The 23,153-nt window shown below is 74.3% G+C and carries 19 protein-coding genes; 11 read left to right on the forward strand and 8 right to left on the reverse strand.

Annotated features, from left to right (window positions below; genetic code table 11):
• Positions 1-279 precede the first annotated feature (279 nt).
• Positions 280-459: a DUF2000 family protein gene (locus FHL79_RS02605; RefSeq protein WP_171057972.1), complete on the reverse strand. Its 180-nt coding sequence runs from the start codon at positions 457-459 to the stop codon at positions 280-282.
• 288 nt (positions 460-747) lie between these two features.
• On the opposite strand from FHL79_RS02605, the gene FHL79_RS02610 reads away from it, so the two are divergent.
• Both FHL79_RS02610 and FHL79_RS02615 read left to right on the forward strand, forming a co-directional pair.
• Entirely contained in the window at positions 748-1,581 is an 834-nt protein-coding gene (locus tag FHL79_RS02610; protein WP_138757073.1) for an alpha/beta fold hydrolase, read from the forward strand.
• Positions 1,574-2,200 (forward strand): TetR/AcrR family transcriptional regulator, encoded by a 627-nt coding sequence (locus FHL79_RS02615; protein ID WP_138757074.1) that lies wholly within the window; start codon positions 1,574-1,576, stop codon positions 2,198-2,200. Before FHL79_RS02610 ends, FHL79_RS02615 begins: the two co-directional genes overlap by 8 nt.
• 37 nt (positions 2,201-2,237) lie before the next feature.
• Here the strand turns inward: FHL79_RS02615 and FHL79_RS02620 are convergent, their stop codons facing one another.
• Entirely contained in the window at positions 2,238-2,660 is a 423-nt protein-coding gene (locus FHL79_RS02620) for a hypothetical protein (protein ID WP_138757075.1), read from the reverse strand.
• A gap of 78 nt (positions 2,661-2,738) precedes the next feature.
• On the opposite strand from FHL79_RS02620, the gene FHL79_RS02625 reads away from it, so the two are divergent.
• Both FHL79_RS02625 and FHL79_RS02630 read left to right on the forward strand, forming a co-directional pair.
• A complete protein-coding gene (locus FHL79_RS02625) occupies positions 2,739-4,595 on the forward strand; it encodes a glycoside hydrolase family 2 TIM barrel-domain containing protein (protein ID WP_138757076.1) in 1,857 nt (618 codons plus the stop codon).
• Positions 4,596-4,881: 286 nt separating this feature from the next.
• Positions 4,882-5,622, forward strand: a complete 741-nt coding sequence (locus FHL79_RS02630; RefSeq protein ID WP_138757077.1) for a hypothetical protein — start codon at positions 4,882-4,884, stop codon at positions 5,620-5,622.
• Positions 5,623-5,640: 18 nt separating this feature from the next.
• Here the strand turns inward: FHL79_RS02630 and FHL79_RS02635 are convergent, their stop codons facing one another.
• Positions 5,641-7,131, reverse strand: a complete 1,491-nt coding sequence (locus FHL79_RS02635; RefSeq protein ID WP_138757078.1) for a mannitol dehydrogenase family protein — start codon at positions 7,129-7,131, stop codon at positions 5,641-5,643.
• Between the two features lie 147 nt (positions 7,132-7,278).
• On the reverse strand, positions 7,279-7,560 hold the full coding sequence (locus tag FHL79_RS25470; protein ID WP_218938298.1) for a hypothetical protein: 282 nt from the start codon (positions 7,558-7,560) through the stop codon (positions 7,279-7,281).
• An 87-nt stretch (positions 7,561-7,647) separates the two neighbouring features.
• On the opposite strand from FHL79_RS25470, the gene FHL79_RS02645 reads away from it, so the two are divergent.
• Together FHL79_RS02645 and FHL79_RS02650 are read left to right on the forward strand one after the other, a co-directional pair.
• Positions 7,648-9,015: an HNH endonuclease signature motif containing protein gene (locus FHL79_RS02645; protein ID WP_138757079.1), complete on the forward strand. Its 1,368-nt coding sequence runs from the start codon at positions 7,648-7,650 to the stop codon at positions 9,013-9,015.
• Positions 9,016-9,054: 39 nt separating this feature from the next.
• Positions 9,055-10,170 (forward strand): spore photoproduct lyase family protein, encoded by a 1,116-nt coding sequence (locus FHL79_RS02650; protein ID WP_138757080.1) that lies wholly within the window; start codon positions 9,055-9,057, stop codon positions 10,168-10,170.
• Positions 10,171-10,174: 4 nt separating this feature from the next.
• On the opposite strand, the gene FHL79_RS02655 is transcribed toward FHL79_RS02650, so the two are convergent.
• Positions 10,175-11,023, reverse strand: a complete 849-nt coding sequence (locus tag FHL79_RS02655; protein WP_171057973.1) for a PP2C family protein-serine/threonine phosphatase — start codon at positions 11,021-11,023, stop codon at positions 10,175-10,177.
• Positions 11,024-11,162: 139 nt separating this feature from the next.
• Between FHL79_RS02655 and yaaA the strand changes: the two genes are divergently transcribed.
• From yaaA to FHL79_RS02670, 3 genes are read left to right on the forward strand one after another with little or no spacing between them, the layout of a single operon-like run.
• Positions 11,163-11,924, forward strand: coding sequence for a peroxide stress protein YaaA (gene yaaA / locus FHL79_RS02660; RefSeq protein ID WP_138757082.1), 762 nt, complete (start codon positions 11,163-11,165; stop codon positions 11,922-11,924).
• A gap of 22 nt (positions 11,925-11,946) precedes the next feature.
• A complete protein-coding gene (locus tag FHL79_RS02665) occupies positions 11,947-13,362 on the forward strand; it encodes an amidase (RefSeq protein WP_138757083.1) in 1,416 nt (471 codons plus the stop codon).
• Between the two features lie 13 nt (positions 13,363-13,375).
• Positions 13,376-15,079: a glycoside hydrolase family 13 protein gene (locus FHL79_RS02670; RefSeq protein ID WP_138757084.1), complete on the forward strand. Its 1,704-nt coding sequence runs from the start codon at positions 13,376-13,378 to the stop codon at positions 15,077-15,079.
• Positions 15,080-15,083: 4 nt separating this feature from the next.
• On the opposite strand, the gene FHL79_RS02675 is transcribed toward FHL79_RS02670, so the two are convergent.
• The 3 genes from FHL79_RS02675 to FHL79_RS02685 all read right to left on the reverse strand — a co-directional run bounded on the left by FHL79_RS02675 (position 15,084) and on the right by FHL79_RS02685 (position 20,974).
• Positions 15,084-15,536 (reverse strand): PGPGW domain-containing protein, encoded by a 453-nt coding sequence (locus FHL79_RS02675; RefSeq protein WP_138757085.1) that lies wholly within the window; start codon positions 15,534-15,536, stop codon positions 15,084-15,086.
• Between the two features lie 55 nt (positions 15,537-15,591).
• Positions 15,592-20,511 (reverse strand): NAD-glutamate dehydrogenase, encoded by a 4,920-nt coding sequence (locus FHL79_RS02680; protein WP_138757086.1) that lies wholly within the window; start codon positions 20,509-20,511, stop codon positions 15,592-15,594.
• 76 nt (positions 20,512-20,587) lie between these two features.
• Positions 20,588-20,974 (reverse strand): phage holin family protein, encoded by a 387-nt coding sequence (locus tag FHL79_RS02685; protein WP_246080268.1) that lies wholly within the window; start codon positions 20,972-20,974, stop codon positions 20,588-20,590.
• An 84-nt stretch (positions 20,975-21,058) separates the two neighbouring features.
• Here FHL79_RS02685 and FHL79_RS02690 point away from each other — a divergent pair, with 84 nt between their 5' ends.
• Together FHL79_RS02690 and FHL79_RS02695 are read left to right on the forward strand one after the other, a co-directional pair.
• Positions 21,059-21,763 carry a TVP38/TMEM64 family protein gene (locus FHL79_RS02690; RefSeq protein WP_246080270.1) on the forward strand — a complete coding sequence of 235 codons (705 nt, stop codon included), beginning with the start codon at positions 21,059-21,061 and terminating at the stop codon, positions 21,761-21,763.
• A gap of 193 nt (positions 21,764-21,956) precedes the next feature.
• A complete protein-coding gene (locus FHL79_RS02695) occupies positions 21,957-23,147 on the forward strand; it encodes an ATP-binding protein (RefSeq protein WP_138757088.1) in 1,191 nt (396 codons plus the stop codon).
• Positions 23,148-23,153: the final 6 nt, after the last annotated feature.

Genomic DNA, 23,153 nt, shown 5'->3' on the forward strand with positions numbered 1-23,153 from the left:
GGAAGTACCTCGCCAATCGGTGACCACCGACCGGCCCGCCCCCTCCCGGGGCTGGCCGGTCCAACCCGGTGAACCACCCTCGGCGGGGTCAGGCCCGGGGCTCGTCGGCTTGGGGCCAGCTCTCGCCCCGACAGTCGAGACAGCGAGGGCACCCTTCTCGGTCATGGCCGCCGACAACCGCAGCGCGTCGGACTCGGCGTCCCGCCAGGTGGCGTGGGTCTTCAGCCGGCAGCTGACCGGCCGTCAGACCTTCGGCGACGTGGACCATCGGGATGGTCATCACCGGGCGAGCAGCGCGAAGCGCTTGGTCGCCGCCGTCACGCGGTTGCGCGGGCCGCTCACCAGCAGCCCGACGTAGCGGTTGTCCGCCGACGGCGTCACCGCGAGCTGGGCGAGACAGGCGTCGTGGTCACGCGCCTGCCGGGCGACCTCGCTGCGGCGCGACGATGCAGTCGCCACAGCAGGACTGCGAAGACCACCACCCCGAGCGGGACGACGCAGGCAGCACGGGCACCTCGTCCCAGGGACTCCGGTAGCAGGAACCTGGCATCGCTACCTCTCAGGGCGTGCGGCGGACTCGTGACCCGGCAATCGGCGGCCTGGACCGCTGGACGTACCGGGCGGACGCCCGGGGCAGATCTCGACGGCTCGGCTGGGTGAGGGGCGGGGTGTTGACACTGCGGCTAAGCCTAATAGCTTTTAGTTAACGCAGTAAGCCATTCCGGCGACGAACCCCTGGAGGACACCATGACCGAGTTCCTGACCGTCGATGGCGGCACCCTCGCCTACGAGCTGAGCGGCACCACCGGCCCGCTGCTCGTGCTCGCCCATGGCATGGGCGACAGCCGCGAGGCCTACCGCTTCCTCACCCCCGCCCTGGTGGAGGCCGGCTACCGGGTCGCCGCGCTGGACCTGCGCGGCCACGGGGAGTCCAGCGTCGGGTGGGCCGGTCACACCCGCACCGACATCGCCGGGGACCTGATCAGCCTGGTCGAGCACCTGGGCGGCCCGGCGGTCCTGGTCGGCCACTCCATCGCCGGCGGGGCTGCCACGATCGCCGCGGCGAAGGCCCCGGAGCTGGTCACCGCGCTGGTCGAGCTGGCGCCGTTCACCCGCAAGCAGTCGATGAGCCTCGGTGACCTGCGGGTGGCCGCCTTCCGTCGCGGCCTGCGCCACCTGCTGGGCATGACCCTGCTGGGCAGCACCGGGCAGTGGCTGGAGTACCTCGACGTCGCCTACCCCGGCACCAAGCCCGCCGACCACGCCGCCCGCCTGCAGCAGATCACCACGATGCTGGCCGAGCCCGGCCGGATGAAGGCGCTGCAGGCCATGGGCAGGACCACCCCCGTCGACGCCGGGGAACAGCTGGCCAACGTCCGCTGCCCGGTCCTGGTCGTCCAGGGCAGCGCCGACTGCGACTGGGCCGCACCCCGCGCCGAGGGCGAGGCCATCGTGGCCGACCTGCCCACCGGCCTGGGCCGACTGGAGATGATCGACGGCGCCGGGCACTACCCGCACGTCCAGTACCCCGCCCAGGTGACCACCGCGATCCTGACCTTCCTGGAGACCGCAGGTGCCTAGGGCCGGCCTCGACCCCGCCACGGTCGTCGCCGCCGGCGCTGACCTCGCCGACGAGATCGGCTTCTCCGCTCTCACCATGGGCCGCCTGGCCGAACGGGTCGGCGTCCGGACCCCCTCGCTGTACAAGCACGTCGCCAGCCAGGACGACCTCAACCGCCGGATCGCCATCCTCGCCATGGACGAGGCCGCCGACGCGATCGGCGCGGCGATCCAGGGCCGCGCGGGCCGCGACGCCCTGCGGGCCGCCGCCCGCGCGCTGCGCGACTTCGTCCTCGCCCACCCCGGCCGGTACGCCGCCACCCTCGGCCTCGGCCTCACCGGCCCCGACGACCCGCTCGCCCTCGCCGCGACGCGGAGCCTCACGCCCTTCACCGCCGTGCTCCGCGGCTACGACATCTCCCCCGCCGACACGACCCACGCCCTGCGCGCACTGCGCAGCATCTTCCACGGCTTCGCCACCATCGAAGCTGGCGGCGGCTTCCAGTGGTCCACCGGCACCGACGAGAGCTTCGAGTGGCTCATCGACCTCATCGACCTCGGCCTGCGCGCCAAGCCTGCCGAGCAGCAGGCGCCGGCGACCACCGCGGCACCGGGTGTGGTCACCGGCCGGCCCGGGTGACCTCCTCGGCAGGTGCGGCGGACGCGAGCTGGGTGCGTCAGCTGCCGCGGGGAACGCAGACGCCGAGTGCGTGGGGGCTCGTGGCCTCGGAGCACAGGGACACCACCCAGCCACCGGAGCCGTAGGCGTCGGCGGTGTGGTCCTCCATCACCTCGAGACCGCCGACGCCAGGGTGGTGCCGGTAGTAGACGGGGATGGGGTCCCCCTCGGTGGTGTAGCTGACGACCTCGAGCTCAGCCCCGACCCGCTCGGCAGGTGCATCGAACAGGCACGCCGCGCGGTCGGCAGGTACCTCTGACGCGCCGGTGCCAGGACCGAGATCGACCGTGCCGCAGGACGGGAGGTCACCGTCGTCGCGGGGCGATGCCCACGGCCACTCGATGGACGGACCGATGACGACCCCCGCGACCGCCGAGGCAGCGATGATCATCCCGACCGCGGCAGCCCGATCCTGGTTCACGACGGCACGCTAGCGACCGAGCCCGCGGATCTCCGGGACGCACGCTCCAAGCGGGCGTCGGGCGGGTAGGGCGGTCGCATGCACCCGAGCACCGTCGATCACCCGCGCCCCCAACTGACCCGCCCGGAGTGGCTGGACCTCTCCGGACCGTGGGGGTTCGCCTTCGACGACGGCTCGGTCGGCATCGGCGAGCGCTGGTCGCGGCGGGCCGAGGTCTTCGACCGGGTGATCGAGGTGCCGTTCCCCTTCGAGTCGCCGGCCAGCGGCATCGGGGACACCGGCTTCCACCCCGTCGTCTGGTACCGCCGCGAGGTGCAGGTGACGGCACGCCCGGGGCACCGGGTGCTGCTGCACCTGGGCGCCGTCGACTACCGCGCCCACGTCTGGGTCAACGGCCGGGCGGTGGCCTACCACGAGGGCGGCTCGACCCCGTTCACCGCCGACGTCACCTCCGCCCTGGAGGAGTCGGGCACGCAGGTCGTCGTCGTCCGGGCCGAGGACTCCCCGACGGACTTGCGCCAGCCCCGGGGCAAGCAGGACTGGCAGCGGGAGCCACACGCCATCTGGTACGACCGCACCTCGGGGATCTGGCAGCCGGTGTGGCTGGAACAGGTGCCCGAGGTGCGGGTCCGGGCGCTGACCTGGACGCCGGACGTCGACAGCCGCAGCCTCGACCTCAACGTGCGGGTCCGCTCGGACGGCGTCCCGGGGTTGCGGCTGCGGGTGGTACTGCGCCAGCACGACCAGGTGCTGGCCGACGACACCTACGGCGTGCACAGCGGCGAGGTCCACCGCCGGATCACCCTGCACGGCGGGGACATGAGCCTGGGCCACTCGGAGATGCTGTGGGCGCCCGAGTCGCCGAACCTCATCGACGCCACCCTGACGCTGCTGGACGGCGACGGGGTCGTGTACGACGAGGTGGGCAGCTACACGGCGCTGCGCAGCGTGACGGCCTCGCGCGGGCGGCTGCTGTTCAACGGCCGGCCCTACTACCTGCGGCTGGTGCTGGCGCAGAACTTCTGGCCGGAGTCGCACCTGGCCGCGCCCGACGCCGACGCGCTGCGCCGGGAGGTGCAGCTGGTCAAGGACCTGGGCTTCAACGGCGTCCGGCTGCACCAGAAGGTCGAGGACCCCCGCTTCCTGGCCTGGTGCGACCGGCTCGGACTACTGGTCTGGGCCGAGATGCCGGCGGCCTACGACTTCTCGACGGTCACCGTCGAGCGGCTGACCCGGGAGTGGCTCGAGGTCCTGGAGCGGGACCGCAGCCACCCGTGCGTGATCGCCTGGGTGCCGATCAACGAGAGCTGGGGCGTGCCGGCCCTGGAACGGGCTCCGGAGCAGGAGCACCTGGTCCGCGCCCTGTACCACCTCACGAAGGCCTACGACCCGACCCGGCTGGTGATCGGCAACGACGGCTGGGAGCAGCCGGTCACCGACGTGCTCACCGTGCACGACTACACCTCCTCGGGTGCGGTGCTCACCGAGCGGTACGGCGACCACGCGGCGCTGACGCACACGCTGAGCCACATCCAGCCGTACTACCGGGTGGTCGTGCTGCCGGGCGCGACCGTCACCGAGGCCCCGGTGATGATCACCGAGTTCGGCGGCATCTCGCTCGACGTCGGCGGCGCGGAGGCCGACGCATGGGGTGGGTACGGCGCCGTGCACGACCCGGCCCGGCTGCTCGCCGGGTACCGCGAGCTGGTCGGTGCGCTGCTGGACAGCCCGGCGGTGGTCGGCTTCTGCTGGACCCAGCTCACCGACACCCAGCAGGAGCGCAACGGGCTGGTGACGGCGTCCCGACGCCCCAAGGTGCCGGTGGAGGAGATCCGCGCCATCACCACCCGGGTCTCGGCCGCGGTGCCCGGCGACGCGGTGGGGGAGTTCGCCTACGGCGACTACACCCCCGGGGCGCCGACCGGGCCCGGGTGACCGCGCCGCCGGCTCGCGGGCCGTCCGCCTCCGGTCTTGCCTTCGTCACTGCGGGGTGGGACCGTGCGGGCAGCCCAGCCACGGCTCACCGGAGTGGCCCCCGTGTCCACGCGGGGGTGTTCGAGAGGGATGGGCATTGGCTCGCGACCTGGTCATCGCACGCGTCGGCCGCAATTCCCTGCACCGGGCATGGATCGATGCGGGCACACCGCGCGACTGGGACCTCTACCTGTGCCCCTTCCAGGAGATCCCGCCGCAGACGGGTGTGGACTGCACCGTCGGAGAGGTGATCCCCGGCCCGAAGTGGACCGGGCTGCGCACCCTGCTGAACGAGTGGGACGGCTGGCGGGACTACGACAACATCTGGCTCCCGGACGACGACATCCTGGCGAGCCAGGACACGATCAGCGCGATGTTCGAGGCAGCCACCGCCCTGCAGCTGAAGCTCTTCACCCCGGCGCTGCAGGAGAGCTCCCACTACGGGCACTACATCATCATGCGGAACCGCAACTTCTTCGCCCGACGTGTGAGCTTCGTGGAGATCATGGTCCCGGGCTTCAGCCGTCCGGCGCTCGAGCAGTTGCTCCCCACCCTGGACCTGTCGACGTTCGGCTGGGGGTGGGGCCTGGAACCGGTCTGGGCCAAGCTCCTCGACTACGAGGACCTGGGCATCCTGGACGCGGTCCCGGTCCTGCACACGCGGCCCGTCGGGAAGCTCCGCGACGCCGACCTGCACCGCCGCATGGCCGAGGAGAACGACCGGATCCTGGCCGCCCACGACGCTCCCCTGCAGATGGTGACGTTCGCCGGGATCGGCCCGGACCTGAAGGACATGACCCTCAGCCCCGATGAGCTGCTCGTGGAGCTCGTCCGGGGATGGGACTACCTGTTCGCCGGGAACCCGACGCTGCTGCGCTGGATCGTCGAGCACCAGGCGCCCTTCTTCAGCTGGCCGGACTACCCCGTCCTGGGGTTGCCCACGAGCCCGCCGGCCTGGCCGGGCCTGGGCGAGGCCTCGATGTCGTGACCGGACACGTCGGAGGGCTCAGGCCGCGACCGTCCTGACCGTGGAGCCACAGGCTCCGACGGCGGCCTCCAGCCCGTGGCGCGACAGCACCCGGAGCACGTCACCGAGCTCGTCCACCAGCCGCGGATCGTCCTCGAGCGATCCGAAGACGCTGCGCAGCCCCAGCACGAGGCGCGGGTCGTCGCCACCCGCGCGGGCCAGTCGGCACAACTCCTCGGCTCTCGGGTCCACCACCTCGATCGGCCGCCCGGCGAGGTCGGCACCCCTCAGGTAGAGCAGCCAGGCAGCCACCGCCAGCAGCAGCATCGACGACGGGCGCCCCTGCTCGCGCGCCTCCCGCAGCGAGGTCAGCAGGTAGGACGGCATCTTGACCGATCCCCGGCGGCACAGCCGTGCCAGCGTGTCGCCGATGGCCGGGTTGGCGAAGCGCTGCAGCGTCGTCCGCCGGTAGTCCGTCAGGTCGACGCCGGGGACCCGCGGCATGAGCGGCTGGACCTCCTCCCCGAGCATCCGCGCCACGACCGCGCGGACGACGGGGTCGGCCATCGCCTCGTCGGTGCGGGTGTGCCCGGCCAGCGCACCGAGGTAGCCCAGCGCGCAGTGGCCGCCGTTGAGCATCCGGGCCTTGATCAGCTTGTGGGGGCCGACGTCGTCGACGAACTGCACGCCGACCCGCTCGAGAGGGGGACGCCCGTTGCAGAAGTCGTCCTCGACGACCCACTGGCTGAAGGGCTCGGTGACGACCGGCCAGCGGTCGGCGATCCCGACGGTCCTCTCGATGACGTCCCGCATGTGCGGTGAGGTCTCCGGGGTGATCCGGTCGACCATGCCGCTGGGGAAGGTCACGTTCGCCTCGATCCACGACGCCAGGGCGGGGTCCCGCAGAGCCGCGTGGGCGACGACGGCGGTGCGCGCCGCGGCCCCGCTGTCGGGGAGGTTGTCGCAGGACAGCACGGTGAACGGGGCGTTCCCCGCCCGACGCCGGCGGTCCAGGGCGGCGGTGAGGTAGCCGGTGACCGTGCAGGGGCGGGACGGGGAGGCGAGATCGCGCTGGACCTCGGCGTCGTCCTCCTGGAACGCACCCGCGTCGTCGATCAGGTAGCCGGCCCCGGTGATCGTCAGGGTCACGATCCGGGTCCGGGGATCGGCGAGCACGCGCAGCACCGCCTCGGGGTCCTCCGGTGCGTACAGGTAGTCGACGAGCGACCCGACGACGCGGGCGGACTCGTGGCCGGGCCCGCGCTCGACCACGGTGAACAGGCAGTCCTGGGCGCTGAGGACCTCGCCCATCTGCGGACGGTGCAGCCCGACCCCGACGACCCCCCATCCCGTCTCACCCTGCCCGGCGAGGTCGTCGAGGTAGACGGCCTGGTGGGCGCGGTGGAACCCACCCACCCCGATGTGCACGATCGACGGGACGAGCGTCGTCCGGTCGTAGCCGGGTACGCGCAGCGTTCCGGCGTACCCGGCGAGGCTGCCGTCGGACAGGGGCGGGGCGGACTCGGGCATGGTGCACTCCGCGACGTCGGCGGAACAGGTGGGAGGCAGCCCGCCGCGGAGTCGGTGCTCCACGCGGGGGCCGTCACCCTGCGCCGGCGGCTCAGCGCATGCGTGGGGACTACCACTCGAGGGATCCGAGGAAACCCGTTCCGGTAGTCACCGGGTGACACGCGACGTCGTACGGCGGCTGCTCAGCGGCGACCGCTCGCTCCAGGTGCCGGGCGGAAGGGTCCCGGTCACGAGGGCGGCGACCAGGGTGCCGACGACGGCGGTGCCGACGCTCGTCCCGACCTCCTGCGCGGTGTCGTCGAGCGCGGCGCCGGGGGAGGTGCGGTTGCTGGGCATGGCGCTGACCAGCGCGACCGCGCAGATGGGGCGGGCCTCGACCTGCCGCTCGCCGGCCTCCGCCTCCGAGCCGGGTCCTGACCTCCGAGGCACCGCGGGACGGTTCCGCGGAACCGTACGTCCCGGCGTCGAGCCGTTGACCTGCCGTTCCTGTCGGTGGGTGCGGCTAGCTTCGAACACATGATCGATGTCCCGGTACGCCTGGTCCCCCGTCCCGCCTCGCCCGCCGGGGGTGCCGAACCGCTCGACCAGCTCGGCGACCGGATCCGTTCCGGCGCGGTCCAGCTCGCCGCAGCCACGGCAGCCTGGCTCTCCCTCGTTGCCGAGTTCGACGAACGCCGCGGCTGGCAGGGCGTGGGCATCCAGTCCTGTGCGCACTGGTTGGCGTGGAAGTGCTCGCTGACGCCAGGCACGGCGCGGCAGCACGTGCGGGTGGCCCGGGCACTCAGGCAGCTCCCGGCGACCGCGACGGCCTTTGCCGCCGGCGAGCTGTCGTACTCGAAGGTGCGGGCGCTGACCCGGGTCGCCGAGCCCGGCACGGAGGCGGAGCTGGTCGAGTTCGCCCGGCATGCGACGGCGTCCCAGGTGGAGCGCACCGTTCGGGCCTGGCGTCGGGCCGACGACGTCGACGCCAGCCGGGTCCGCGACCGCCGCCGGTTCTCCTGGTGGACCGAGGAGGACGGGATGCTCTCGATCCAGCTCCGGATGGAGCCCGAGGCGGGCGCGGAGCTCCTCGCCAGTGTCGAGTCGCTGGCCGAACGGGACGCCCGCCGGGACCGCGCGGCCCGGAAGCGTTCGGCCGGGGACGTCGGCGAGCCGGCGGAGGACCCGGACGAGGTCGTCCCGCTCGCCGTCACCACGGAACGCCGGTGCCGGGCGCTCACCCAGCTGGCGTCGGCGGCCGCCGAGGCCGACCGCCGGGCCGGCGACCCGCCGCGGCGCGAGGTGGTGGTCGTCGTGGACGCGGCGGTGCTCGCCGAGGACGAGGCCGGCGGGCGGGCCGCGCTGGAGGGCGGTCCGGCGCTCACCCCGGCCCAGGCCCGCCGGCTGGCCTGCGACGCTGCGGTGACGGCCATCGTCACCGACCGCGGCCAGGTCCTCGCCCAGGGCCGGGCGCGGCGCTTCGCCACCCGGGCCCAGCGGCGGGCGCTGCTGATGCGCGACGGCGGCTGCGCGGTGCCGGGCTGCGAGGAGACGCGGGTCGAGCGGTTGCACGCCCACCACCTGCGCTCCTGGCTGGCCGGCGGGCGCACCGACGTGTCGAACATGGTGCTCCTCTGCGACGTCCACCACGGGGTCGTCCACGACGAGGACATCCGGCTCAGCCGCCCCGGCGGTCGGCTGGTGGCTGTCGCGCCCGACGGCCGGCGGGTCTGGCAGGAGTCCGAGCGGTTCCGCAGAACCGCCGAGGACGCCCTCGCCGACCTGCTGCCCACCCGCGACGCGCTGCCGGCGGCGTTGCCGTCCGACGGTGAGCGGATGGACCTGCAGCACGTGGTGTGGGCGCTGATGGCCCATCGCGATCTCGTGCGCCGACGCGCCGCCTGACCAGGAAGGACTTCCCGTCGGGGGCCGTTGCACCAGACGATGACCACCGCGCTCGCCGCTCCTGTCCCCGCTCCTGTCCCCGCTCCTGCTCCCACCCGTCTCTGGACACCGTCCCGCGTGCTGGTCACCCGGTCGGCCGCCGAACGTCCGCACGGCCGGCGCATCCTGCAGCGGCTCGAGGCCGCCGGGGTCTCCGACATCGAGCTGCTGCGCGGCGACCGGCTGCCCAACCTGCGCGGGGACGGCGACCGGGCCGCGTTCATGGCCGCCAAGCAGACCCTCGCCGTCGTCGTCCCGCCGGCGTCCAAGCGGCGGCTCCAGCCGATCCCGCCGTCGGCGGACTGGCGGTTCGACCTGGCCGAGGGCTGCCCCGCGCACTGCCAGTACTGCTACCTGGCCGGCTCGCTGAGCGGCCCCCCGATCACCCGGGTCTTCGCCGACCTCGACGAGGTGCTCGGTGACCTCGACGGCTACGTGGGCCAGGGCGCCGTCACGTCCGGCACGGTCGCCCGCGGCGACGAGGGGACGACGTTCGAGGCGTCCTGCTACACCGACCCGCTGGCGCTCGAGCACCTCACCGGCGGCCTGGCACGGGCGGTCGAGCACTTCGGCACCCACGAGTGGCCCGGGCCCGTGCAGCTGCGGGCGACCACCAAGTTCGACGACGTCGCCGGCCTGCTCGAGCTGCCGCACGCCGGCCGCACCCGGCTGCGCTTCTCGGTCAACGCCGCCTCGGTGGCCCGCCGGTTCGAGGGCGCCACCTCACCGGTCCCACAGCGCGTCGCCGCCCTCGCCGCGGTGGCCGCCGCCGGCTACCCGGTCGGGTTGACGATCGCCCCGATCATGCCGACGGAGGGCTGGCAGCAGGAGTACGGCGAGCTGCTGGACCGCGTCGCCGCCGCGCTGCCGGAGGGCACCGACCTGACCGTGGAGTGCATCACCCACCGGTTCACGCCCGGCAGCAAGGCGACGCTGACCGACTGGTACCCGCGCACCAAGCTGGAGATGGACGAGCAGGCCCGGACGACCAAGCGCGGCAAGTTCGGCTCGGTCAAGCACGTCTACCCGCGGGAGACGATGTCGGAGCTGCGCGGCTGGTTCACCGCGGCAATCGCCGACCGGCTCCCCGGAGCGCGCCTGCTCTACTGGACCTGAGCGGTCAGCGGGGGCGGTGCTGGACCAGGCCGACCGGCACCGGGCCGGGCCAGACGGCCTCCAGCGCCTCCGCGGTCTCCTCCCGCAGCTCGCCGGCGGCACCGACGGTCAACAACCGGGCGGCCGGCTCGCCGGCCACCGGCTCGCGGACGTCGGCGACCACCACGGTGATGTTGTCCGTCGGCGGCCCGGCCAGTGCGGCGTCGCGGAGCGCGGCAGCGGCCTGCGCGGGGCTGCCGGAGGCCAGCAGGTCGCGGATCGTGCTGGGCGGGACGACGTCGGACAGCCCGTCGGAGCAGACCATCAGCCGGTCACCAGGACGCGCGTCGAGCCGGATCACGTCGAGCGCGGCGACGTCGTCGTCGGCACCGTGCATCGCGGCGTAGACCGCCGACCGCTGCGGGTGCACCCGCGCCTCGGCGGGGGTGAGCGAGCCGGCGTCGATGAGCGCCTGGACCAGCGTGTGGTCGGTGCTCACCTGGGTCAGCTGCTCGCCGGCCAGCACGAACCCGCGGGAATCGCCGATGTGCAGCAGCGCGATCCCCTCCGCGTCGACGTGCATGGCGGTGAGCGTCGTCGCCATCGTGCGCAGCCGCGGCCGCTCGGTGTAGGCCGCCCGGATCCGCTCGTTCGCGCTGGCCACCACCCGCACCGGGTCGTCGGAGCCCTCCCCGGCGCTGCCGGAGGCCAGCGGGGCCAGCCAGTTGACCACCAGGGACGACGCCACGGCGCCGCCGACGTTGCCCCCGACCCCGTCGGCGATGGCGATCAGCAGCGGTCCGGTGACCGCCGAGTCCTGGTTGTCCGGACGCGGTCCGCGGGTGGAGACGGCGGCTCCATCCAGCACCAGCACCGCTCCCACCTCCCGGCCTGCCCGTCGACGCCGTGCGCACCGATCCAGGGGACGGTAGATGACGCGGCTGCGCGGTGTGTCCGAACGGTCCCTCGACGTGCCGGGTGAGACGGATGAGGAACACGTACCGTGGTTCGTCGTGCTCGTCCTGCTGCCCCCGTCGGAGACCAAGCACCCGGGTGGGAGCGGTGCCCCGCTCGACCTGGCCGCACTGGGCGCGCCGGAGCTCACCCCGGTCCGCGAGCAGCTGGTCGACGCCGCCGTGACGCTCGCGCAGGACGTGCCCGCGGCGCGCGCCGCGCTCGGCCTCTCCCCCGCGCAGGACGACGAGGTCGCCCGCAACGCCGCACTGCGCGCGAGCCCGACCATGCCGGCCATCGAGCGCTACACCGGCGTCCTCTACGACGCCCTCGACGTCCGGTCGCTCACCCGCGCCCAGCGCCGCCGGGCCGACGCGCGGCTCGCGGTCGGCTCGGCCCTGTTCGGCGTGCTGCGGGCCGGCGACGCCGTCCCGGCGTACCGGTTGTCCGCCGGCAGCTCGCTGCCCGGGCTGCCGACCCTGCGGTCGCTGTGGAAGCCGGTGCTCACCGACGTGCTGGCCGGCCTCGACGACCTGGTCGTCGACCTGCGGTCGGGGGCCTACGCGGAGCTGGCACCCGTGCCGGGCGCGGTCACCGTGCAGGTGCTCAGCGAACGGCCGGACGGGACCCGGGCCGTGGTGAGCCACGTCAACAAGGCGCACAAGGGACGGCTGGCCCGGGTGCTGGCGACCACGACCGGGGAGCCGGACTCCGTCGTCCGGCTGCGGGCGCTGCTCCGCCGCGCCGGGTTCCACGTGGAACACCCCGGCGGCACCGAACTGACCCTCGTCGTCCCGGCCGGAGCGGTTCCTCAGCGCTAAGACAGCCGATACGGTGCCCGGTATGGACGATGACCTGTGCACCCGTCCGGCGACCGAGCTGGCCGCGCTGCTGCGCGACCGGGAGGTCTCGGCGCGCGAGCTGATGGACGCGCACCTGGACCGGATCGAGCAGCTGAACCCCTCGCTCACCGCGATCGTCACCCTCGACGCCGACGGCGCCCGGGCGGCTGCCGACGCCGCCGACGCCCGGCTCGCGGCGGGCGAGCCGGTGGGTCCGCTGCACGGCCTGCCGGTCGCGCACAAGGACACCCACGCCACCGGCGGGATGCGGACGACGTGGGGCTCGCCGCTGCACGCGGACACGGTGCCCGAGCAGGACGAGCTCGTCGTCGCCCGGCTCAAGGCCGCCGGGGCCATCCGAGTCGGCAAGACCAACGTGCCGGAGTTCGCGGCCGGCTCGCACACCTTCAACACCCTGTTCGGCGCCACCCACAACCCCTACCGGCACGGGCTGTCCGCCGGCGGCTCCTCGGGCGGGGCGGCCGCCGCACTGGCCGCCGGGCTGGTGGCGCTCGCCGAGGGCAGCGACATGGGCGGCTCGCTGCGCAACCCGGCGGCGTTCTGCAACGTGGTCGGGCTCCGGCCCACCCCGGGTCGGGTGCCCAGCCACCCGACCACCATCGGCTGGTCGCAGCTGTCGGTGCAGGGCCCGATGGGGCGCACCGTCGCTGACGTGGCGCTCGGACTGTCCGCGCTCGCCGGCCCCGACCCGCGGGTGCCGATCTCGCTGGAGGCGCCGGGTGCGTCCCTCGCCGCGCCGCTGCCCACCGAGCTGACCGGTCTGCGCATCGCCTGGGCGCCGGACCTGGGCGGCCGGGTGCCGGTCGACCCGGCCGTCACCGCGACGCTGGAGGCCTCGCTCGGGGTCTTCACCGACCTCGGCGCCACCGTCGAGGCGGACTGCCCGGACCTGACCGGCGCCGACGAGGCCTTCGGCGTGCTGCGGGCCTGGCTGTTCGAGGCGAGCTACGGCGAGCTGGTCCGGCAGCACCCGGACCAGGTCAAGGAGACGATCCGCTGGAACGCCGCCCGCGGTGCCGAGCTCACCGGCGCCGACGTCGGCCGGGCCGAGGCCGCGCACACCCGGCTCTACGAGCAGGTGGTCGCGTTCTTCGACCGCTACGACGTGCTGCTCGCGCCGACCACCCAGGTGCTGCCCTTCCCCGTCGAGGTCGAGTACCCGACGTCGGTGGACGGGGTGGAGTTCGACGACTACCTGGGCTGGATGCGCTCCTGCACGCTGATCTCGGCGACCGGCTGCCCGGCGCTGTCGGTCCCCGGCGGCTTCACCCCCGACGGGCTGCCGGTCGGCCTGCAGGTCGTCGCCGCGCCGCGGGCCGACCGGACGGTGCTGGAGGTCGGCCACGCCTTCGAGCAGGCCACCCGGTTCGGCGAGCGGCGCCCGCTGCTGCGCTGAGAGGATCGGCGGCGTGACGCAGCCGCCGTGGTGGACCAGCGCCGTCGTCTACCAGGTGTACCCGCGGTCGTTCATGGACTCCGACGGTGACGGCATCGGGGACCTCGGCGGCCTCCGGCAACGGCTGGACCACCTGACCGACCTCGGCGTCGACGTCGTCTGGCTCTCCCCCGTCTACGCCTCCCCGCAGGCCGACAACGGCTACGACATCAGCGACTACCAGGCCATCGACGACGCCTTCGGCACGCTCGAGGAGTTCGACGCGCTGCTGGCCGAGCTGCACGAGCGCGGCATGAAGCTGGTCATGGACCTGGTCGTCAACCACACCAGCGACCAGCACCCGTGGTTCGCCGACAGCAGGGCATCCCGGACGTCGCCGAAGCGCGACTGGTACTGGTGGCGACCGCCGCGCGCCGGCCTGGCGGCCGGGGAGCCGGGCGCCGAGCCGACGAACTGGCACTCGTTCTTCTCCGGCCCCACCTGGGAGCTCGACGAGGCCACCGGCGAGTACTTCCTGCACCTGTTCGCCCGGGAGCAGCCGGACCTGAACTGGGAGAACCCGGAGGTCCGGCAGGCGGTGTACGCGATGATGCGCTGGTGGCTCGACCGCGGGGTCGACGGCTTCCGGATGGACGTCATCAACATGATCAGCAAGGACGTCGCCCCGGACGGCGGACTGCCCGACGGCCCACCGCTGCCCGGCAGCCCGTACGGCGACGGGTCGGCGGCCTACCTGTGCGGGCCTCGGGTGCACGAGTTCCTGCAGGAGATGCACCGCGAGGTGTTCGCCGGGCGGCCCGAGCGGCTGCTCACCGTCGGCGAGATGCCCGGCGTGACCGTCGAGCAGGCCCGGTTGTTCACCGACCCGGCTCGCGCCGAGGTCGACATGGTGTTCCAGTTCGAGCACGTCGGGCTGGACTTCGACGGCGACAAGTGGCACTCCCGGCCGCTGCGGCTGCGCGACCTCAAGGCGTCCTTCGGCCGGTGGCAGGCCGGCCTGGCCGAGGTCGGGTGGAACTCCCTCTACTGGGACAACCACGACCAGCCGCGCGCGGTCTCCCGGTTCGGCGACGACAGCCCGGCGCACCGCCGGGACTCCGCGACCTGCCTGGCCACCCTGCTGCACCTGCACCGCGGGACGCCGTACGTCTACCAGGGCGAGGAGCTGGGCATGGCCAACGCCCCGTTCGCGACGCTGGCCGACCTGCGCGACGTCGAGTCGCTGAACCACGTCGCGCAGGCCGTGGCGGCCGGGGAGGACCCGGCGCAGGTGCTGGCCGCGATCCGGCCGGTCAGCCGGGACAACGCCCGCACCCCGGTGCAGTGGGACGCCACCGAGCACGCCGGCTTCACCACCGGGACGCCGTGGATCGCGGTCAACCCCGACCACGTCGAGTGGAACGCGGCCGCCCAGCGCGACGACCCGCGGTCGGTGTTCGCACACCACCGGGCGCTGATCGCACTGCGGCACACCTCGCCGACGGTGCAGCTGGGCGACTTCACCATGCTGCTGCCCGACCACGACGACGTGTACGCCTTCACCCGCGCACGGGACGACGAGACGCTGCTGGTGGTCTGCAACGTGAGCGGCACGCCGTACCGCCTCGGTGAGCTGCTGCCCGAGGCGGCCGGCGCGCAACTCGTGCTGGGCAACCTCGCCGACCCGGACCCGGTCGTGCTGGGCGCCTGGGACGCGCGGGTGCTGCAGCTGCGCTGACCGCTCAGTCGGCGGTGGGCTGGGGAGCGCGGTAGGCGCCCCCGCCCGCGGGGGTGCCGGCCGGGCGCTGGGCCTTCTCCGCCTCGCGGGCCTCCTGCTTGCGGGCGAAGAAGATCGTCCCGACCAGGAAGAGGCCGGACAGGATCAGCACGACGGCGCTCAGCGTGTTGACGAAGGGCAGGTCGATCCCGGCGAGGGCGAGCACGCCCACGGCGATGAGCGCCACGGCGGCGATCGCGGCGCCGGCGGCCCGCAGCGGGCTCTTGCCGACCTCCTCGATGCCCTGCTCGGCCTTGTCCTTGGCGTAGTCCAGCGGCTTCTTGGCCCAGGAGAAGCGGGTGGCCAGCACGGCCAGCCCCGCCGCGACGAGGACGAAACCGGGGCCGGGCAGCACCAGCAACCCGATGCCGGCGAGGGTCAGGAGGCCGCCCAGGACAGCGACGACGACGGTCTTCATGTTCCGGTTGTGCCCCGCCGGACGCCGGAACATGCGAGACCGGTCGGTCCGGGCGTCACCCGCGGGAGTGCAGGCCGCGCAGCGTGCGGACGGCGACCACGAGCTCGGCCAGCTCGTGCCGGTCCCCGCCGGCGAGCTCGGCCAGCTGGGCCGCCGACCGGTGCTGGGTCACGTCCCAGGCGTCCGCCCACCGGCCGACCAGCTCGCCCGCCGGGTCGTCGTCGGAGCCGCGCAGGGCCAGCACGTCGGCGGTCAGCGCGGCCTGCTCGGTCGCCAGGTCGTCGCGGAGGCTGGCCCGGGCCATCGAGGGCCACCGGCGGTCGCGGGGCAGCCCGATGACCAGCTCGCGCAGCGGCACCAGGTCCAGCCGCTCGGCCAGGCACTGCGAGACCTGTCCGGCCAGCGCGATCGGCGCCCCGGTCTGCTCGGCGACCACGGCCAGGTCCAGCGCGGTCGGCAGCAGCGGCGCCGCGGCGACCTCCGCGGCCAGCTCCGGCGGCACCCCCGCCGCCCGCAGCGCCGCGGCCCGGTCGGCGTAGGCCTCGGCGTCGGCCCCGAGCAGCCAGCCGGGCAGCCCGGTGCGGACGGCGGCCACCGGTGCGGCGAACCGCGCGGCCACCGCGCCCAGCGTGGCAGCGGGCTCCGCGGTCAGCTCCGGCACCCGCAGCAGCCAGCGGGTGGCCCGCTCGGCCAGCCGGGTGGCCTCGGTGCGCAGGTGCACCTGGGTGGTGGCGGGCACCCGGTTGTCCAGCTCCCGCGGGGAGTCCCAGAGCCGGTCGACGTCGAAGACCGCGCGGGCCACCGCGTGCGCCCGGGCGACCGCGGCCACCGGTGCCCCGGTCTCCTCGGCCAGCCGGAACACCCCGGTCACCCCGGCGACGTTGACCGTCCGGTTGCTCAGCGCGGTGGCGACGATCTCCCGGCGCAGCGGGTGGCTGGTCAGCGCGGTCGGGAACCGCCGGCGCAGCGGCCCGGGGAAGTAGTCCGACAGCAGCTCCGCCAGCGCCGGGTCGTCGGGCAGCCCGGAGTGCAGCACCGCGTCGCCGACCTCGATCTTGGCGTAGGCCAGCAGCACGGCCAGCTCGGGTCCGGTCAGCGCCTGGCCGTCCCGCCGCCGCTCGGCCAGCGCCCGGTCGTCGGGCAGCGCCTCCACCGCGCGGTCCAGCCGGCCGGAGCGCTCCAGCGCGCGCAGGTACCGCTGGTGGGCGTCCAGCAGCCCGCGGGCGGCCGTGGACTCGGTGGCCAGCGTGGCGTTCTGCGCGTAGTTGTCGGTGAGGACGTCGGCGGCGACCTCGTCGGCCATCTCCGCCAGCAGCCGCGCCCGCCCGGTGGCGTCCAGCCGCCCCTCGTCGACGACGCGGTTCAGCGCGATCTTGATGTTGACCTCGTGGTCGGAGGTGTCCACGCCCGCCGAGTTGTCGATGGCGTCGGTGTTCACCCGGCCGCCCGCCAGCGCGTACTCGATCCGGCCGCGCTGGGTCAGGCCCAGGTTGCCGCCCTCGCCGACCACCCGCACGCGCAGCTGCTCGCCGTCGACCCGCACCGCGTCGTTGGCCTTGTCGCCGACGTCCAGCGCGCTCTCCGAGGCGGCCTTCACGTAGGTGCCGATCCCGCCGTTGAACAGCAGGTCGACCGGGGCCAGCAGCACTGCCCGGACCAGCTCGGCGGGGCTGAGCGCCGCCACGTCGTCGGCCAGGCCCAGCGCGATGCGCATCGGCTCGGAGACCGGCACCGACTTCGCCGTCCGCGGCCACACCCCGCCCCCGGCGCTGATCAGCGCGCGGTCGTAGTCGGCCCACGAGGAGCGCGGCAGCTCGAACAGCCGGCGGCGCTCGGCGAAGGAGACCGCGGCGTCCGGCGTCGGGTCGACGAAGACGTGCCGGTGGTCGAAGGCGGCCACCAGCTGCAGGTGCTCCGACAGCAGCATCCCGTTGCCGAACACGTCCCCGGACATGTCGCCGATGCCGGCGACGGTGATCTCCTGGCTCTGCACGTCCACGCCCAGCTCGCGGAAGTGCCGGGTCACCGACTCCCAGGCGCCGCGGGCGGTGATGCCCATCGCCTTGTGGTCGTAGCCGACCGAGCCGCCGGAGGCGAAGGCGTCCCCGAGCCAGAAGCCGCGCTCGATCGCCACGGCGTTGGCCAGGTCGGAGAAGGTCGCCGTCCCCTTGTCGGCCGCGACGACCAGGTAGGTGTCGTCGCCGTCGTGCCGGACGACCCGCTGCGGCGGGACGACGGTGCCCTCGACCAGGTTGTCGGTGAGCGACAGCAGCGCGCCGATGAACAGCTGGTAGCAGGCCCGCCCGTCGTCCGCGGGGTCCAGCACCACGAAGCCGCCCTTGGCGCCGGTCGGCACGATGACGGTGTTCTTCACCGTCTGTGCCTTCACCAGGCCCAGCACCTCGGTGCGCAGGTCCTCCCGCCGGTCGCTCCAGCGCAACCCGCCCCGGGCGACCGCACCGAAGCGCAGGTGCACGCCCACCACCCGCGGCGAGCTCACCCAGACCTCGCGCGCCGGGCGGGGCTCGGGCAGGTCGGGGACGGCGTGCGGGTCGAGCTTGAGCGCCAGCGGGACCCCGCCGGTGAAGACGCCGGCGGTGTAAGCGGTGGTCCGCAGCGTGGCCTGGACCGCGGCCATCAGCGAGGTGAGCACCCGGTCGGCGTCCAGCGACTCGACCGAGCCGATCGCCTCGACCAGGGACCCGACCAGGGCCGTGGTGCGGGCCTCCCGGCCGGCCGAGCGGTCGGGGTGGAAGCGCGTCTCGAACAGCGCGACCAGCCGGGCGACGATGCCCGGGTGGGCCGCCAGCGTCTCCTCGACGTAGGCCTGCCCGAAGGGCAGCCCGCCCTGGCGCAGCCACTGCACGTAGGCGCGCAGCACCGCGACCTGCCGCCAGGTCAGCCCGGCGAGCAGGACCAGCGCGTTGAGCGCGTCGTCCTCGGCCCGGCCGGCCCAGACCGCGCTGATGGTGTCGGTGAACCGCTCGGGCAGGCTGCCGGCGAAGGGCACCTCCCCGGTCGGTGAGGCCAGCCCGAAGTCGTAGACCCAGGCCATCGGGGCACCGATCCGGTCGATCTCGTAGGGCCGCTCGTCGAGGACGTCCACGCCCATGTGCTGCAGCACCGGCAGCACGTCGGAGAGCAGCAGCCGCTCCCCCACCCGGTACACGGTCAGCCGACGCTCGCCCTCCGGGCCGGTCGAGGTCACCCAGAGCCGCAGGTCCATCCCGCCGGGGGCCAGCCGGTCCAGCCGGGCCAGGTCCTCGACGGCGACCTGGGCCGGGAAGTCCTCCTGGTAGGCGGCTGGGAAGGCGTCCGCGACCCGGGCCAGCATCCGGGCGGCGTCGTCGCCGTGCCGGGCGGCGAGGGCGTCGGCGAGGTCGTCGGTCCAGCTGCGGGCGGCCGCGGCCAGCGTCGCCTCCAGCGCGGGGACGTCGACGTCCGGGAGCGTCGCCGCACCGCGCCGGCTGACCGGCACCCGCACCACGAAGTGCAGCCGGGACAGCACCGACTCGCTGGATCGGACGGTGAACTCGACGTTGGTGCCACCGAGCTGCTCCAGCAGCAGCCGCTGCATGGTCAGCCGCACCTGGGTCGTGTACCGGTCGCGGGGCAGGTACACCAGCGCGGAGAAGAACCGGCCGAACGGGTCACGCCGCAGGAACAGCCGGGTCTGCCGGCGCTCCCGCAGGTGCAGCACGGCCAGCGCGACCGGCAGCAGCTCGTCGACGTCGACCTGCAGCAGCTCGTCGCGCGGGTAGGTCTCCAGGACGTCGAGCAGCTCCTTGCCCGAGTGGCTGTCGGCGGGCACGCCGGACCGCTGGAGCACCGCCTCGACGACCCGCCGCACCAGCGGGACGTCGCGGACGCTGCTGGTGTACGCCTCGTTCGGGAAGAGCCCGACCAGCAGGTGCTGGCGCCCGCGGCTGCCGGGCAGCTCACCGGGCATCTCGACGACGACGAGGTCCAGCCAGGCCGGTCGCTGCACGGTGGAGCGCGCGTCGCCCTTGGTCACCAGCACCCGGCGGCGGCCCACGGCGCCCGGTGCGGCCAGCGCGGCCGGCGCCACCGAGGTGGTCCGGGACGGCGACCCGCGCAGCAGGCCGAGCTCCGAGCCCTCCACGACCAGCGGCGGGGTCCCGTCGTCGCCGACCAGCTCGACCGTGCGCGCGCCGAGGAAGAGGAAGTTGCCCGCGGTCAGCCAGCGGAGCAGGGCGGCGGCCTCGGCCGGGTCGTCGGCGGCGTGGCCGGTCGGCTCGTCGTCGGTCGGCGACCGGTCCAGCGCGTCGGCGATGCCGCGGGCGCGGGCGGCCAGCGCGTCGACGTCGGAGTGCGAGCGGCGGACGTCGGCCAGCACGGTGCCCAGCCCGGCGACCAGGTCCTCGGCCGCCTCGTCGTCCACCGTGCCGGCCAGCACGACGGCCATCCAGGACTCGGCGAGCGCGTCGGTGCCGCAGGACGCGGCGTCCGCGCTGTCGCAGAAGGCGATCAGCTCCCCCGCCGCGTTCCGGCGGACCACGACGATCGGGTGGACGACGTGCTCGGCGACGATGCCCTGCCGGACGACCTCGGCGGTGACCGAGTCGACCAGGAACGGCATGTCGTCGACGACGACGCGCAGCACCGCCCGGCCGCGCTCGCCGCGGTGCACGTCGACGACCGGGGTGCCCGGCAGCCGGCGGGCGGCCAGCCGGAGGTGGTCCAGGGCGAGCGCGGCGAGGTCCTCGGGTGCGTGGCCGACGACCTCGGCGGCGGGCTCCCCGGCGTAGAAGCGGCGCAGCAGCGCCGCCCCGTCCTCGGTGCCGACGCCGGCCGGCAGCGCGGCCTGCTCGCTGATCAGCTCGGCCGCGGCGCCCGCGGCGGTGTCCAGCAGCCGGCGCTTCTCGTCCTGCGCGGCCTCCAGCGAGGCCATGTCGACGGGGGAGTCGGCGGGGCGTTCCGGCGCGAGGTCGGAGAGTGTCTCGGTGCCCACCATGTCCGCCGACGCTAGTTCCCGGCGGGCCCTCCCGCACGTACTGCGGCGAACTGCGTCGGCCGTGCCGCGGAACGGCTCAGCCGGCGCGCACCCGCAGCGGCAGCAGCAGCTCCGCGATCCAGCTGAACACCGCGATCAGGAGGCCGCCGAGGACCGCCGGGACGAACCCGTCGACGCTGAACCGGTCGGAGATCGCAGCGGTGATGCCCAGCAGCGCGGCGTTGATGACCAGCAGGAACAGGCCGAGGGTGAGGACGACGAAGGGCAGCGACAGCAGCCGCACCACCGGGCCGACGATCGAGTTCACCAGCGCGAACAGCAGCGCCACCCAGAGGTAGGTGCCCGCCTCGCCGTAGCGGCCACCCGCGGTGTCGACGCTGATGCCGTCGACCAACCGGGTGACCGCGTAGATGATCACGGCCAACACGACGACGCGTACGACGAACTTCCCGATCGTGGCCACGGGGTCACGCTAGCGCCCGGTGATCACGATCCGGTGTCCTGCCGGGAACAACTCCCCTGGGCCGGCCTTGTGCACACTGGTCGGGTGGCCGGCCTGGAGAGCACGCAGCACCGGCTCCCCCGGCTCCCCCGGCGCGCCCTGGTCCGCACCGCCCTGCTCGTCGTCCTGCTGGTCGCCGGCGGCGTGGTGGCGCTGCTGGTCGACGTCCCCGGCGTGACCACCCTCCGCGGCTGGCTGGACCAGCTGGGCACGGTCGGCTGGGTGGCGCTGGTGCTCGGCCTCGCCCTGGCCACCCTCGCCCCTGTCCCGCGCACCGCGCTGTCGGTGCTCTGCGGGGTGCTCGCCGGGTTCTGGGGCGGCCTCGCGCTGGCCCTGGTCAGCGGGGTGCTCGGCGCGCTGGTCGGGTTCGCACTCGCGCGCTCGCTGGGCCGCGAGACCGTCACCCGGCTGGCCGGCCCCCGGCTGGCCCGCGCCGACGGGCTGCTCGCCTCCCGGGGCGCGGTGGCCGTGCTCCTGGGCCGGCTCATCCCGATCACGCCGTTCACCCTGGTCAGCTACGCCGGCGGGCTCTCCGGCATCCCGCTGCGCTCCTACCTGCTCGGGTCGGCGGTCGGGCTGGTGCCGGGCACGGTGCTGCACGTGACCATCGGTGCCACGGTCGGTGCGGCCGGTGACGGACCGGTCCTGCTGCTCAGCCTGGTCCCGCTCGCGCTCGGCCTCGTCGCCCTGCTCCTGGTGCACCGGTGGCGCGCCCGCCGCCGCCCTGCCGGGCCGGTCGTCGAGGACTGAGATCGAACACGTGTTCGAGGACTCTGCTAGCCTCGTCCCCGGCGGTACGCGGCACGTGGAGCACCGTCTGACGCTGTCTTGTGCTCTCTAGCGGCAAGGCTAGAGAGCCGCAGACGGCCATCGACAGCGCGCTCCATGCTGTGGTCTACGCCTGTCTATCGCCGACGCTAGAAGACCGCATAGCCTGCTCGACATGGACCCCGTGCGGAACCCGTACGCCCCGGGCGCCGGTCAGCGGCCGCCCGAGCTGGCCGGCCGGGACACCGAGCTCTCCGCCTTCGACGTCGTCCTGGAGCGGATCGCCCGCGGTCGGCCGGAGCGCTCGCTGGTGCTCACCGGGCTGCGCGGGGTGGGCAAGACCGTGCTGCTCAACCAGCTGCGCTCGGCGGCGATCAGCCGCGGCTGGGGCACCGGGAAGATCGAGGCGCGGCCCGACCAGTCGCTGCGCCGGCCGCTGTCGGCCGCGCTGCACATGGCCCTGCGCGAGCTGCGGCACCCCGACCAGGAGTCCACCGACGCCGTGCTGGGCACGCTCAAGGCGTTCGCCCAGCGCCAGGCCCCCGCCGACGCGAAGGTGCGGGACCGCTGGCAGCCGGGCATCGACGTGCCGGCCGGCACCGGCCGCGCGGACTCCGGGGACATGGAGATCGACCTGGTCGAGCTGCTGAGCGACGTGGCCGGGCTCGCCGCCGACGTCGGCAAGGGCGTTGCGCTCTTCATCGACGAGATGCAGGACGTCCAGCCCGACGACGTCTCGGCCATCTGCGCCGCCTGCCACGAGCTGTCCCAGCAGGGCTCGCCGCTCATCGTCGTCGGTGCGGGTCTCCCCCACCTGCCGGCAGTGCTCAGCGCCTCGAAGAGCTACTCCGAGCGGCTCTTCCGCTACCTGCGGATCGACCGGCTCGACCGGGCGGCCGCCGACCGGGCGCTGCTCGCCCCTGCCGAGCGCGAGGACGTCGCCTTCGACACCGCCGCCCTCGACGAGCTCTACGCGGCCGCCGACGGCTACCCCTACTTCGTCCAGGCCTACGGCAAGGTGACCTGGGACGTCGCCGCCTCCTCCCCCATCACCGCCGCCGACGTGGCGATGGCCGCACCGGCGGCGGAGGCCGAGCTGGCCGTGGGCTTCTTCGGCTCCCGCTACGACCGGGCCACCCCTGCCGAGCGGGAGTACATGCACGCCATGGCCGAGCTCGGCGGGCCGGCCGGGGCGGCGGTCGGCACCTCCGACGTGGCGGTCACCCTGGGCCGCAAGCCGGCGTCGCTGTCACCGGCGCGCGACTCGCTGATCAAGAAGGGGCTGGTCTACTCCGCCGAGCGGGGGCAGATCGCCTTCACCGTGCCGCACTTCGGCCGGTACCTGCTCAGCCACGCCACCGACTAGGGCAGG

The sequence above is a fragment of the Modestobacter altitudinis genome (assembly GCF_005930475.1).
In the GTDB taxonomy this organism is placed as follows: domain Bacteria; phylum Actinomycetota; class Actinomycetes; order Mycobacteriales; family Geodermatophilaceae; genus Modestobacter; species Modestobacter altitudinis.

Coding starts and splice junctions, on each gene's coding strand:
- FHL79_RS02610 (WP_138757073.1), top strand. CDS start 748: ATGACCGAGTTCCTGACCGTCGATGGCGGCACCCTCGCCTACGAGCTG.
- FHL79_RS02625 (WP_138757076.1), top strand. CDS start 2,739: ATGCACCCGAGCACCGTCGATCACCCGCGCCCCCAACTGACCCGCCCG.
- FHL79_RS02635 (WP_138757078.1), bottom strand. CDS start 7,131: ATGCCCGAGTCCGCCCCGCCCCTGTCCGACGGCAGCCTCGCCGGGTAC.
- FHL79_RS02645 (WP_138757079.1), top strand. CDS start 7,648: ATGATCGATGTCCCGGTACGCCTGGTCCCCCGTCCCGCCTCGCCCGCC.
- FHL79_RS02650 (WP_138757080.1), top strand. CDS start 9,055: ATGACCACCGCGCTCGCCGCTCCTGTCCCCGCTCCTGTCCCCGCTCCT.
- FHL79_RS02665 (WP_138757083.1), top strand. CDS start 11,947: ATGGACGATGACCTGTGCACCCGTCCGGCGACCGAGCTGGCCGCGCTG.
- FHL79_RS02675 (WP_138757085.1), bottom strand. CDS start 15,536: ATGAAGACCGTCGTCGTCGCTGTCCTGGGCGGCCTCCTGACCCTCGCC.
- FHL79_RS02680 (WP_138757086.1), bottom strand. CDS start 20,511: ATGGTGGGCACCGAGACACTCTCCGACCTCGCGCCGGAACGCCCCGCC.
- FHL79_RS02695 (WP_138757088.1), top strand. CDS start 21,957: ATGGACCCCGTGCGGAACCCGTACGCCCCGGGCGCCGGTCAGCGGCCG.